The following is an 11585-nucleotide window of genomic DNA, read 5'->3' as shown; positions in this document are numbered from 1 at the left end:
CATGCAAACCTCCTTCACGCCCGAGCAGTTGGCCGACCCGCAGATTGCCGAATCCGAAAAGATCCTGCGCAAATGCGTCCATTGCGGTTTCTGCACCGCCACCTGTCCCACCTATGTGACGCTCGGCAATGAGCTCGATAGTCCGCGTGGCCGCATCTATCTCATCAAGGATATGCTGGAAAACGACCGTCCCGCCGACCGCGAGGTGGTCACCCATATCGATCGCTGTCTCTCCTGTCTGGCCTGCACCACGACCTGCCCCTCGGGCGTGGATTACATGCACCTGGTGGATCATGCGCGGGTGCATATCGAGAAGACCTATCGCCGTCCCTTGATGGACCGGTTTATCCGCAGCCTTCTCGCCGCCGTCCTGCCATATCCCGGCAGGTTCAGGCTCGCATTGCAACTCGCAAAGATCGGCCAACCATTTGCCCCGCTGTTGCGCAAGGTCTCTGCCTTAAAACCGCTTGCGGCCATGCTCGATCTCGCGCCGAACGCCGTTCCACCGCAGGCAGACCGACCTGCGGTTCACGCATCTGTTGCAGAAAGGCGAGGCCGCGTTGCGATCCTCACCGGCTGTGCGCAGCCGGTTCTCGATCCCGCCATCAACGAGGCGACCGTCCGGCTTCTCACCCGTCTCGGTATCGAGGTTGTCGCGCCAAAGGGCGAGGGCTGTTGTGGAGCGCTGGTCCATCACATGGGCCGGGAAGAACAGGCACTCGCCTTTGCCCGCCGCAACGTCGATGTGTGGATGCGCGAGGTGGAAGATGCCGGGCTGGATGCCATCATCATCACCGCCTCCGGCTGTGGAACGACGATCAAGGATTACGGCCACATGCTGCGGCTCGATCCGGCCTATGCGGGAAAGGCAGCACGGGTCTCGGCGCTGGCGAAAGACATCACCGAATATCTCGCCACGCTGGAGCTACCCGCTCTGGAACGCAATGGGCTGTCTGTTGCCTATCACTCTGCCTGTTCCATGCAGCACGGCCAGAAGATCACCATGGCGCCGAAGCTGCTGTTGAAGGCAGCGGGCTTTGTGGTGCGCGATCCGGCGGAAGGCCATCTCTGTTGTGGCTCGGCCGGAACCTATAACATCCTGCAGCCGGAGATCTCCGGCCAGCTGAAGGCGCGAAAAGTCAAGAATATCGAATCGACCAGGGCCGACGTCATCGCAACCGGCAATATCGGCTGCATGACGCAGATTGCCACCGGCACGCAGATGCCGATCCTGCACACCGTCGAGTTGCTGGATTGGGCCTATGGCGGCGAAAAGCCACGAAAGCTTAGAGTGCCGTGCGTCCTTAAGGACGCACAAAGGACGCTCTAACTTTTTGAATCAACGCATCGTGCTTTCCGAAAATCGATTCCGATTTTCGGGCCGATGCTGTAGCCTGAAATAAAAAACGAGCGGTTGAGCCGCTCGTTTCTCATCGGTGGCTGCTAAAAGCGCTACCGTTCCCCCTGGCATCCCCCGCCAAGCTTGTGGAACGCAATCTAGCGTTTCCGCTGGAGGCCGCAAGTATAAGTGTAAAATCGAGGGGTTCCCGATCTCAAACTTATACTTTGGCGTTGCTATCAGATCACAATAACCCTCGTTCCGACTTTCACGCGCTCATAAAGATCCGTCACGTCCTCGTTGCGCATGCGAATACAGCCGGAGGAATTGTTGCTGCCGATGGTCCATGGCTGGTTGGTGCCGTGGATGCGGTAGAGTGTCGAACCCAGGTACATGGCGCGCGCACCCATGGGGTTTTCCGGTCCGCCTTCCATGAAGGCCGGAAGATAATGACCCTTCGCGGCTTCGCGTGTGATCATTTCCTTTGGCGGCGTCCAGGTCGGCCATTCCGTCTTGCGGGTGATGGAATGGGTGCCTGCCCATTCGAAGCCCGGCTTGCCGACGCCAACGCCGTAACGACGCGCCTTGCCGCCGTCGAGGACAAGATAAAGCAGCCGGTTCGGCGTATCGATGACGATCGTGCCCGGTGCTTCGCTGGTGTCGTAATTGACGATTTGCGGCAGGAATTGCGGATCGATCCTCAACCGAGGCGCATTCGGTCGGGCGGCCACGACCTGGGGACGCTGCTGCACGTTACGACGTTGGAAAAGTGGCTGGCGCTGTGGCGGCTGCGGATAGACGACAGGTCGCACATCGCCACGACCCAACTGCGTAACCCACGGCGCCGTCAGATCGGGGCTGACGACGATCGGCGGACGTTCGCGATAACGGTCATTGGCCATTGCCGGATTGAGAGCGGCACACACGGCGCTCAACGCTAGAAAGACGGTTCTGATCGACATCGGGTGGACTCTTTTACATGACACCGGAAAATGATTGTCACGTTCGCATGCGCCGACCAGCGAATGGTAAAGAGACGTCGGTCAATTCCGCTATTTTGCTGAAACTTTTCAATAAGGTTAGCAGGCAGTTTTAAAACAGGGTGAATCAATGGTAAGAACCGGGCGGAAAGAGACGGTGCCGCATGAGTGAAGACGGGTTGTTGACGGGTGAGGATGGCAAGGTCCGCTGCTTCTGGCAGCAGGGGCTGGAGGATTACCGCCGCTATCACGATGACGAGTGGGGCTATCCGGTGACCGACGACAAGCGGCTGTTCGAAAAGATCTGTCTTGAAGGCTTTCAGTCCGGTCTTTCGTGGCTGACGATCCTGCGCAAGCGCGAGAGCTTTCGCGCCGCCTTTGCCGGCTTCGATTTCGACAAGGTAGCCAGCTTCGACGACGCCGATATAGAACGCTGCCTGGCCGACAAGGGCATCGTGCGTCATCGCGGCAAGATCGTTTCCACCATCAACAATGCCAGGCGTGCAGTTGCCCTTCGGGAAGAGTTCGGGTCGCTGGCGCGCTACTTCTGGAGCTTCGAGCCGAAACAGGACGAACGACCTGAGGTCTTCGATTATGCGACTTTGCGTGCCAACCCAACGACCCCTGCGTCCACGCGGCTTTCCAAAGATTTGAAGAAGCGCGGCTGGAGTTTCGTTGGGCCGACGACCGTCTATGCTTTCATGCAGGCGATGGGCATGGTCAACGACCATATCGAGGGCTGCCATTGTCGCCCACGGATAGAAGCGATGCGGCAGGAGTTTGTACGGCCGTGAAGACGTTTTTGAGATGTGCTCTTGCCGGCTTGCTGATCGCCACCGTCTCCGTGCCGGCCGTTGCCGAACAGCGCAATGTGGATGGCATGTGGCTCGACGATGGGGAACAGTTGAAGGCTGTAGAAATGCCGGCCTCTGGCAATCTCACACTGAATGGCTGGACACGCCAGGGCAGGGGTGAGGTTTATCGTCTGAAGGTGAAGGCTGGCGAAACGTTGAAAGTTTCGCTCGCGAGCCGCAGCGAATTCGTCGTCATGGCGATTTTCGATTTCGGCAAGCCGGACGACGATGCGATCTTCTTCAGCGATACCGGAAACAACACCACGGTGCTGACGCCTGCGGCAGACACCGAGTGGCTGATCCGGCCGATCCTGGTGCTGAGTTCGTCACGCCGCGGACTTGGGGCCAATTATACGATCACGGTCGAGCGCCAACCGTAAGCCAATCAACCGGCGATCGCGATCAGCCCGACGGAAAGAGCGCAGAGAAGCAGAAGCGACGCGGTGGCGGCGACAATGACCTTGCCGCCTGCATGGCGCAGAGAGCGGATATCCACCGAAAGACCGAGTGCTGCCATCGACATGATGGTGAGCACACTGGCAAGGCCGCTGATGGGTGCCAGTGCAATGTTCGGGATAAGGCCGAAGGAGCGGGCCATGATCATCAGCACGAAGCCGATGATGAACCAGGGCACCATCCGCTGAAGATCGAGCCGACCGCTCGTACCGCGGCCGTGGATGATCGAAAGCGTGGTGACGACGGGACCCAGCATCAAGACCCGGATGAGTTTGACGACGGTGCCGGTCTGAACCGCGACGGCACCCATGGGCGCGGTCGCTGCAAGAACCTGCGGCACGGCATAAACGGTCATTCCGGCAAACAGGCCGTAATGCACCGCGTCCATGGAGAAAACGCCCGGGATTGCCGGCATGATGATGACGGCGGCAACGCCGAGGACGGCGGTAAAGGCAATGGCAGACGCGATATCCTGCGCCTTCGCGCCGATGGCGGGTGCCGCCGCGGCAATGGCGGAATTGCCGCAGATCGAATTGCCGCAGGCAACGAGAATGGCGAGCTTTGGCTCAAGACCGATCGCCCGGCTGATCGCGTAGCTGCCGATGAGCGACAGGCCAACGATGATGGCGATTCCAAGGATCAGCAATCCGCCGGCCCCTTTGAGAATCGACAGGCTGAGCGAAGCGCCGAGAAGAACGACCGCAACCTCCAGCAGCGTCTTGGCACTGAACTTGATCCCAGTTCCGGTTGCCTCTGGCAGACGTGTTAAGCTTCTGAGCATCACGCCAAACACGATTGCGATCACCAGATCACCAAGCCAGGCATGGCCGGCCAGTCGCACCTGAGCACTTTCTGCAAGAATGGCGGCAAGGCTGATGGCGCCACAGAGCGCGATTCCCGGCACGAAGCGCCAGGCGGGAACGCGAAAGAAAGAAAGCGATGAGGTGAGTGAACGGTGATGTGCCATGACCGACATCATCTTACAGACATCCATTTCATTCCATCAAATAATATGGCATGTTTCATTCGGAAAAAACGAATGATATAAGATGACCTTTGAACAATTGAAGATCTTCGTCGCCGTGGCGGAACGGCAGCACCTGACGCGGGCAGCCGAAGCGCTCGGCCTGACACCTTCCGCCGTCAGCTCGTCGATCAAGACGCTCGAGGCCTATTACAATGTCGAGCTGTTTCACCGCGTCGGCCGGGGTATCGAACTGACGGAAAGCGGTCGGGTGTTTCTGGACGAAGCACGCTCGACCTTGAACCGGGTGCGCAGCGCTGAACTTATCCTCTCCGAGATGGGCGGCCTGACCCGCGGTGAGATCCGTGTCTTTGCCAGCCAGACAATCGCCAGCTACTGGCTCCCGTCTATTCTCATGCAGTTCAAGCAGCTTTACCCCGGCGTGACGGTGACACTCGACGTCGGCAACACACGCACCGTGACAGAAGCGGTGCTCAAGGGCGTGGCGGAAATCGGCTTCATCGAAGGCGATATCGACGAGCCAGCGCTCTCGGTTCGTCCCGTCGTATCGGATAAGTTGCTCGTCGTTGTCGGTCCGCTTCATCCATTCTCGGATGGTCGGCAACTCAAAGCCGAGGATATTCGCTCAACGACGTGGGTTTTGCGCGAACAGGGCTCGGGCACCCGGTCGGCTTTTGAAGCAGCGCTGAAAGCCATGGGCATGTCTCTGGCTGATTTGAAGGTGACGCTGGAATTGCCATCCAACGAAGCCGTCGTTGCAGCCGCGCGCGCAGGAGGGGCCGCAGCAGTGGTGTCGGCGTCCGTCGCAGCCTTGATGCTACGTCAAGGACTGCTCACCCGCGTTGGCATCGATTTGCCTGCGCGCCAGTTTGCGCTCCTGATGCACAAGGAACGGCATCCGAGCCGCGCATCGATGGAGCTGGAACGCCTCAGTCGAGAATTTGCCGGTAGCTACAAGGCGGGCCTGACGGGGCTTTGATCGCTTCTTGGATTGAAGGGGAAACACCCGAAGGCACTTCCCCATAGTCTGTTTAGTAGCCCTTTGACTTCAGCCACTCTTTCATCATGGCGATTTCCGCTTCCTGAGCCTTGATCACCTCTTCGGCCAGTTTGCGGATTTCCGGATCCTTGCCATATTGCAATTGGACCTTCGCCATATCGATCGCGCCCTCATGGTGCGGGATCATGCCGCGGACGAAATCGACATCGGCGTTGCCGGTATAGTCCTGCTCCATCGCAGCATGCATCTTCTTGGAAACATCCATGAAGGCCTGCGTCGAGGCGTTCTCCGCGGCCGCCTGTTTGGGCATGTTGTGCCCCGAATGGCCGGAAGCGTCCTGTGCCAGCGTCGGTACGGCAAAAAGGACGCTGATGGCAGCGGCGATGGAAATGGTCTTGATAGACATGGGATATCCTTGCTCTGTCGGAAAATTTCGATTGCATGTGAATGTCGAAATCCGGTCAGGAACGGGGAGGCGGCAGAGGGGGTGCGGGCATGTTGCCGAGCAAGCTTGCCTGCAATGCTGGCAAGGGTGCTGCGTGCGGCGATCGCCCTTTTTCGGCAAAGACGAGGTCTGGAAGTAGAACAAGACAGGCCGCGCAGAATGGCGCGTGCGTCATGATCTTTTCGTGAGGACACGGGCGGCCTTGGTTTTCCGTATGCTCAGCGGTTTTGACTATGCCGTGACCGGCGTGCTCGTCCAAAGCGAGGCCGGAAGCAAGGGCCTTGGCCGCCGGCATGGACATATCCATCGCAGCCGTGCCGGGCATGGCGCCATAAAGCAGGCAAGCGAGAAACATCAATGTGCGAACGACAAGGCGCATGCTCACACTCTAGCCTATCAAGCCACGCCAGGAAATGGGTTATCTGAGGTTGCTGGCAACGACTCTGTGAACGATCTGGTAGTCCTTGCTCTCTTCGCCGAACGGGGCCACCGGCCAATCCCATTGCTGCGCGATGTTCGGCACCTGCACACCATGCAGCAGGTCCTCGTGTTGATGCACCTTGCCGGTTCTGTCAATGATGTCGAAGCCGGTATCGGTGAGGAGGCAGACTTTGCAGGGTAGACCGGAAAGACCATCGACGTGGGCCTGGATGAGCCGATGGAGCATGTCTTCCGGTACGCCATTCGCCCCATCCTGTTCCATCCGATGGCGCGCGCCGGTGCCGATCTGGGACAGCAGATTGGCCGACACGACGAGGTCCAGATAAGGCACCTGGCGGAGAAAGCTCAACGGCTCGATGTCTATCCCCTCTTTCAACATGTCATAGCCGGAGAGATCGCGGCTATTCAGCACGACATTGCGATACTTCCGCCGATAGAGCTTCGCTCGCACGCTGGAAAGATGCACCAGATCGACGAGAACGAGTGTGTCGAACGCTGCAGAAAGCTGCCGCCAGGGCACATCCCGCAAAAGGCCGGAGCCAAGGATGACTGCCGTGCGTCGCTGCCTCAATCTCGAAGCTGTCGAAAGAATGAAGCGCTTGCTGTTTTCTTCGTGCTCTCCCCAAGCCGTCGCGCATCGATTGGCGCGCGCCCATAGATTGACCGAGTAGCGAATATGCGGACGAAATGCCGGCTCGGTCTTCCAGTAGGTCCCGGCGTAGTTCAAGGCTTCGAGGATCATGTAGGCTTCACTCTGGAGTGCATGGTATCTGTGCAGGCTCAATCCGCCTGCACAGCCTATCGCAGTATCAACTGCGCTGCGGTTCGACCAGAGCGTTGACGATGCGGCGCACCAAGGGCAGCACCAGAAGCAGCGTCGGGAAGGCCACGAGCCAGGAAAGACCCCAGGCCGGCAGCCAGCGCGCCAGGAAATCCTCGGTAAGGCCGATGGCGCGGATCGTCGCGATGAGAGACACGACGAACGTCATCAGGATGGAGAGCACCATAGGCATGAGAATGGCGCCGTAGCGCGCGGGTAAGCGTGAGAATGTCATGAAACATGTCTTTCTAAACGTCGTCTTCAAAAGCGCACCTTGTTCGCGCCCCCAAAGAACGAGGGGGTTAAGGCGCGTTGCTTGACGTTAGACGCTTACGGTCGAAATCGACGACGATCCAACGCTAACATTGCCGCTCTTGCCTTGCAAGCACTCCACAGGCTTGGTCGCCGCATCAGGTCAGCGAGTTGTGGCAAATCCGCAAGCGCCCGCCCTTGCCGCATAGGGGCTCATACACTAAGACACCCACTTGATTTCAAGAGACAATTGGACTGGCATCATGAGCGAAAAAGCAAAAAAGCCTCAGAAACTGAAAGCCCGCCTGCCGCGCGGCTTCGTGGACCGTTCGGCTGCCGATATCCATGCCACCAATGAGATGATCGATAAGATCCGTAAGGTCTATGAGCTTTACGGTTTCGATCCCGTCGAAACGCCACTGTTCGAATATACCGATGCGCTGGGCAAGTTTCTGCCCGATAGCGACCGGCCGAATGAGGGCGTCTTTTCGCTTCAAGACGATGACGAACAGTGGATGAGCCTGCGCTACGATCTCACGGCGCCGCTTGCCCGTCACGTTGCGGAGAACTTCAACGATATCCAGCTGCCGTACCGCACCTACCGCGCCGGCTATGTCTTCCGCAACGAGAAGCCCGGCCCCGGCCGCTTCCGCCAGTTCATGCAGTTCGACGCCGATACGGTCGGTGCCGCTGGCGTCCAGGCGGATGCCGAAATGTGCATGATGATGGCCGACACGCTGGAAGCGCTCGGCATCAAGCGCGGCGACTATGTCATTCGCGTCAACAACCGCAAGGTGCTGGATGGCGTGATGGAAGCCATCGGTCTCGGCGGCGAAGACAATGCCGGCCGTCGTTTGAACGTTCTGCGCGCCATCGACAAGCTCGACAAGTTCGGGCCCGAAGGCGTGAAGCTTCTGCTCGGCCCCGGTCGCAAGGACGAATCCGGCGACTTTACCAAGGGTGCAGGGCTTGACGAGGCGCAGATCGAAAAGGTCCTCTTCTTCGTCGGCATCAAGGATTATGCCGCAAGTGCTGCCGATCTTGCAAAGCTCGTCGCCGGCACCTCAAAGGGCGAGGAAGGCGTCGACGAACTCAATGTCATCGGTGCGCTCGTTGCGAGTGCCGGTTATGAGGCGGATCGCATCAAGATCGATCCATCGGTTGTACGCGGCCTCGAATATTACACCGGTCCCGTTTACGAGGCCGAATTGAGTTTCGATGTCACCAACGAAAAAGGTGAGAAGGTCGTCTTCGGCTCGGTCGGTGGCGGTGGCCGTTACGATGGTCTCGTGTCGCGCTTCATGGGCCAGCCTGTTCCCGCAACCGGTTTCTCGATCGGTGTCTCGCGCCTGATGACGGCGTTGAAGAACCTTGGCAAGCTCGGTCAGGCAAAGCCGCTTGCGCCTGTTCTTATCACCGTCATGGATGGCGATGTGGAAAGCATGGGTCGTTACCAGCGCTTCACCCAAGCGCTTCGCGCCGAGGGTATCCGCGCCGAAATGTATCAGGGCAACTGGAAAAAGTTTGGCAATCAGCTGAAATATGCCGATCGCATGGGCGCGCCGATTGCCATCATCCAGGGCGGTGACGAACGTGCTGAAGGCGTGGTGCAGATCAAGGACCTGATCGAGGGCAAGCGCTTGTCTGGAGAGATCGAGGACAATGCGACATGGCGCGAAGCGCGTGTGGCGCAGGACGTTGTGTCCGAAGCCGATCTCGTCGCGAAGGTGAAGGAAATCCTCGAAGCGCAGGCGGAAGACCGCCGCCGGGCAGAAGGCTGATCAGCCGTGACCATTCTCCGTCTGGATCACATCCAACTGGCGATCCCGGCAGGAGGTGAAGACAAGGGGCGGGCTTTTTATGCTGGCCTTCTCGGTCTCGAAGAGGTCGAGAAGCCTGCCAATCTGGCAGGGCGCGGAGGATGCTGGTTTGTGGCTGGCGATGTTCGGGTGCATCTTGGCGTCGCCGGAGATTTCGTCGCGGCTAGCAAAGCGCATCCTGCCTTTGTCGTCGATGATCTGTCAGAGCTTCGAAAAAGACTTGAAACCGCAGGCTGCCCTGTGGTTGAGGATGAGCCACTGGAAGGGTATGACCGCTTCTATGTGTATGATCCCTTCGGAAACCGCATCGAAATGATGCAACCGCTCGAACCGTGACGAAAAGTACTGCTTCATGCCCCTGATCGACATGCCGGAATTTTCCGGAGAGCTGCTGGACGAGTTTGCGGCGCGCAAGACGATGCGGGTCAATACACCCGTGATTCAGCCTGCTGCGCCGTTCCTAGATATGGCTGGCGAGGATTTGCGCCGTCGTATTTTCCTGACCGAAAGCGAGACCGGCGAAAGCCTGTGTCTGCGGCCGGAGTTTACGATCCCCGTCTGCCTTCGCCATATCGAAACGGCAACCGGCACGCCGAAGCGTTACGCCTATCTGGGCGAAGTGTTTCGTCAGCGCCGCGAAGGTGGAAACGAGTTCTATCAGGCCGGGATCGAAGATCTGGGCGATGGCGATGTCGCCGCCGCCGATGCGCGCGCCATTGGCGACGCTTTCGGCATTCTGAACCGGCTTCTTCCAGGGCAGACGCTTTCTGCTCGTTTGGGGGATCAGAAGGTCTTCGAAGCCGTGATTGCCGCACTCGGTCTGCCGCTTGGCTGGCAGAAGCGTCTGGTGCAAGCCTTTGGCGACACCGCCCAACTCGATGCGCTGCTCGAAAGCCTTGTCAGCCCCAAGCCGATGACCGGGCTCGATGCCCGCGTGGCGGGGCTGCTCGCGACTGGCGAGGAAAAGGTTCTTGTCGAGTATATCGACAGCGTCATGCAGGAGACTGGCTACTCCACCAATGCAAGTCGCGCACCGCAGGAGATTGCGAGACGCCTTCGCGAGAAGCTGGCGCTTGCCGCCACCCGTCTGCCGGATGACAGCTTCCAGTTGCTGAAGCAGTTCCTCAGCCTCCAGGCACCTCTGTCTGAGGCGTCGAAAACGCTCTCGGACTTTGCTGAGAAGGCGAAACTGAAGCTCGGGGCGGCCCTTGCCGATTTCGATGCCCGCGTGGCGGCCCTTGCCAATGGCGGCGTCGATCTTGGTTCAGTCACCTATGGCGCAGCCTTCGGTCGTCCACTGGATTACTATACCGGCCTCGTCTTCGAAATCACGCAAGAGGGTCAAACGGCCGTGCTCGCAGGGGGCGGACGTTTCGACCGGCTGATGACGCTGCTTGGCGCCAAGGACACGATTCCCGCCGTTGGTTTCTCGCTCTGGCTGGACCGCATCGAAGCTGCGAGGACTTCCGCATGACCATCACCATAGCGCTGCCCTCCAAGGGACGCATGAAGGACGACTCCTCGGCCATTCTCGAACGCGCAGGGCTGAAGATCACCGCAATCGGCAGTGACCGCTCCTATCGCGGCCGTGTCGAAGGACGAGACGATATCGAGATCGCCTATCTTTCGGCATCCGAGATCGCCCGTGAGATCGGCAACGGCACTGTCGATTTCGGCGTGACAGGTGAAGATCTTGTGCGCGAAGACTTGAGCAACGTCGACACACGTGTCGAGTTCTGCGCCCGGCTCGGTTTCGGCCACGCCGATGTGGTGGTTGCGGTTCCGGAAATCTGGCTCGATGTGGATAGCATGGCCGATCTCGGCGACGTCGCCTCCGAGTTTCGCGCCCGCCACGGTCGCCGTCTGGCGATCGCCACCAAATATTGGCGCCTGACGCAGCAGTTCTTCTCTCGCCAGCATGGCATTCAACTCTATCGTATCGTCGAAAGCTTAGGCGCCACAGAAGGCGCGCCCGCAGCCGGTCAGGCGGATATCATCGTCGATATCACCTCCACCGGTTCGACGCTGAAGGCGAACCACCTGAAGATCCTGACCGACGGCATCATCTTGAGGTCGGAAGCCTGCTTCGTTCGTGCCCGTAAGGCGGAGCACGAAGGCGATGCTGTCGTTCAGGAGATCGTCTCGCGCGTCAAGACGGCGCTTGGCTGACGACATATTTTGTCTATGCTGTTC

At 59.1% G+C, this 11585-nt stretch carries 14 protein-coding genes; 8 read left to right on the top strand and 6 right to left on the bottom strand.

Annotated elements, in window-relative coordinates:
* Window position 1: 1 nt before the first annotated feature.
* Window positions 2–1330, top strand: coding sequence for a glycolate oxidase subunit GlcF (gene glcF / locus ACTJK5_RS09375; RefSeq protein WP_440612245.1), 1329 nt, complete (start codon window positions 2–4; stop codon window positions 1328–1330).
* Between the two features lie 248 nt (window positions 1331–1578).
* On the opposite strand, the gene ACTJK5_RS09370 is transcribed toward glcF, so the two are convergent.
* A complete protein-coding gene (locus tag ACTJK5_RS09370; protein WP_440612244.1) occupies window positions 1579–2301 on the bottom strand; it encodes a L,D-transpeptidase in 723 nt (240 codons plus the stop codon).
* 182 nt (window positions 2302–2483) lie between these two features.
* Between ACTJK5_RS09370 and ACTJK5_RS09365 the strand changes: the two genes are divergently transcribed.
* Both ACTJK5_RS09365 and ACTJK5_RS09360 read left to right on the top strand, forming a co-directional pair.
* Window positions 2484–3113 carry a DNA-3-methyladenine glycosylase I gene (locus ACTJK5_RS09365; protein WP_440612243.1) on the top strand — a complete coding sequence of 210 codons (630 nt, stop codon included), beginning with the start codon at window positions 2484–2486 and terminating at the stop codon, window positions 3111–3113.
* Window positions 3110–3553, top strand: a complete 444-nt coding sequence (locus tag ACTJK5_RS09360; protein ID WP_440612242.1) for a hypothetical protein — start codon at window positions 3110–3112, stop codon at window positions 3551–3553. The genes ACTJK5_RS09365 and ACTJK5_RS09360 overlap by 4 nt, the downstream gene beginning before the upstream one ends.
* Window positions 3554–3558: 5 nt before the next feature.
* Here the strand turns inward: ACTJK5_RS09360 and ACTJK5_RS09355 are convergent, their stop codons facing one another.
* Window positions 3559–4596, bottom strand: a complete 1038-nt coding sequence (locus ACTJK5_RS09355) for a YeiH family protein (protein WP_440612241.1) — start codon at window positions 4594–4596, stop codon at window positions 3559–3561.
* Window positions 4597–4678: 82 nt separating this feature from the next.
* Here ACTJK5_RS09355 and ACTJK5_RS09350 point away from each other — a divergent pair, with 82 nt between their 5' ends.
* A complete protein-coding gene (locus ACTJK5_RS09350) occupies window positions 4679–5593 on the top strand; it encodes a LysR family transcriptional regulator (protein WP_062426003.1) in 915 nt (304 codons plus the stop codon).
* 52 nt (window positions 5594–5645) lie between these two features.
* Here ACTJK5_RS09350 and copM read toward each other — a convergent pair whose 3' ends face one another.
* The 4 genes from copM to ACTJK5_RS09330 form a co-directional block, all read right to left on the bottom strand.
* Window positions 5646–6020: a CopM family metallochaperone gene (gene copM / locus ACTJK5_RS09345; RefSeq protein ID WP_440612240.1), complete on the bottom strand. Its 375-nt coding sequence runs from the start codon at window positions 6018–6020 to the stop codon at window positions 5646–5648.
* 55 nt (window positions 6021–6075) lie between these two features.
* On the bottom strand, window positions 6076–6438 hold the full coding sequence (locus ACTJK5_RS09340) for a hypothetical protein (RefSeq protein WP_440612239.1): 363 nt from the start codon (window positions 6436–6438) through the stop codon (window positions 6076–6078).
* A gap of 39 nt (window positions 6439–6477) precedes the next feature.
* Entirely contained in the window at window positions 6478–7242 is a 765-nt protein-coding gene (locus tag ACTJK5_RS09335) for a hypothetical protein (RefSeq protein WP_440612238.1), read from the bottom strand.
* Between the two features lie 67 nt (window positions 7243–7309).
* The gene (locus tag ACTJK5_RS09330; RefSeq protein ID WP_062438634.1) at window positions 7310–7555 is read right to left on the bottom strand and encodes a DUF2798 domain-containing protein; all 246 of its coding nucleotides are present in this window, start codon (window positions 7553–7555) and stop codon (window positions 7310–7312) included.
* Window positions 7556–7835: 280 nt separating this feature from the next.
* Here ACTJK5_RS09330 and hisS point away from each other — a divergent pair, with 280 nt between their 5' ends.
* From hisS to hisG, 4 genes are read left to right on the top strand one after another with little or no spacing between them, the layout of a single operon-like run.
* The gene (gene hisS, locus ACTJK5_RS09325; protein ID WP_440612237.1) at window positions 7836–9353 is read left to right on the top strand and encodes a histidine--tRNA ligase; all 1518 of its coding nucleotides are present in this window, start codon (window positions 7836–7838) and stop codon (window positions 9351–9353) included.
* A 6-nt stretch (window positions 9354–9359) separates the two neighbouring features.
* A complete protein-coding gene (locus tag ACTJK5_RS09320; protein WP_116493207.1) occupies window positions 9360–9728 on the top strand; it encodes a VOC family protein in 369 nt (122 codons plus the stop codon).
* Window positions 9729–9744: 16 nt separating this feature from the next.
* Window positions 9745–10866 (top strand): ATP phosphoribosyltransferase regulatory subunit, encoded by a 1122-nt coding sequence (locus ACTJK5_RS09315; RefSeq protein WP_440612236.1) that lies wholly within the window; start codon window positions 9745–9747, stop codon window positions 10864–10866.
* A complete protein-coding gene (hisG, locus tag ACTJK5_RS09310; protein ID WP_062425995.1) occupies window positions 10863–11561 on the top strand; it encodes an ATP phosphoribosyltransferase in 699 nt (232 codons plus the stop codon). The genes ACTJK5_RS09315 and hisG overlap by 4 nt, the downstream gene beginning before the upstream one ends.
* Window positions 11562–11585 lie beyond the last annotated feature (24 nt).

It is taken from the genome of Agrobacterium sp. 22094, assembly GCF_052046015.1.
Taxonomy (GTDB): domain Bacteria; phylum Pseudomonadota; class Alphaproteobacteria; order Rhizobiales; family Rhizobiaceae; genus Agrobacterium; species Agrobacterium cavarae.
The sequence above is the reverse complement of the archived record's forward strand: the minus strand, read 5'-3'. Positions and strand labels throughout refer to the sequence as shown.

Bases quoted from the DNA above. Each gene is read 5' to 3' on its own strand.
- ACTJK5_RS09350 (WP_062426003.1), top strand. From the start codon at position 4,679: ATGACCTTTGAACAATTGAAGATCTTCGTCGCCGTGGCGGAACGGCAG.
- copM (WP_440612240.1), bottom strand. From the start codon at position 6,020: ATGTCTATCAAGACCATTTCCATCGCCGCTGCCATCAGCGTCCTTTTT.
- ACTJK5_RS09330 (WP_062438634.1), bottom strand. From the start codon at position 7,555: ATGACATTCTCACGCTTACCCGCGCGCTACGGCGCCATTCTCATGCCT.
- ACTJK5_RS09335 (WP_440612238.1), bottom strand. From the start codon at position 7,242: ATGATCCTCGAAGCCTTGAACTACGCCGGGACCTACTGGAAGACCGAG.
- ACTJK5_RS09365 (WP_440612243.1), top strand. From the start codon at position 2,484: ATGAGTGAAGACGGGTTGTTGACGGGTGAGGATGGCAAGGTCCGCTGC.
- hisS (WP_440612237.1), top strand. From the start codon at position 7,836: ATGAGCGAAAAAGCAAAAAAGCCTCAGAAACTGAAAGCCCGCCTGCCG.
- ACTJK5_RS09370 (WP_440612244.1), bottom strand. From the start codon at position 2,301: ATGTCGATCAGAACCGTCTTTCTAGCGTTGAGCGCCGTGTGTGCCGCT.
- ACTJK5_RS09315 (WP_440612236.1), top strand. From the start codon at position 9,745: ATGCCCCTGATCGACATGCCGGAATTTTCCGGAGAGCTGCTGGACGAG.
- glcF (WP_440612245.1), top strand. From the start codon at position 2: ATGCAAACCTCCTTCACGCCCGAGCAGTTGGCCGACCCGCAGATTGCC.
- ACTJK5_RS09340 (WP_440612239.1), bottom strand. From the start codon at position 6,438: ATGCGCCTTGTCGTTCGCACATTGATGTTTCTCGCTTGCCTGCTTTAT.
- hisG (WP_062425995.1), top strand. From the start codon at position 10,863: ATGACCATCACCATAGCGCTGCCCTCCAAGGGACGCATGAAGGACGAC.
- ACTJK5_RS09355 (WP_440612241.1), bottom strand. From the start codon at position 4,596: ATGGCACATCACCGTTCACTCACCTCATCGCTTTCTTTCTTTCGCGTT.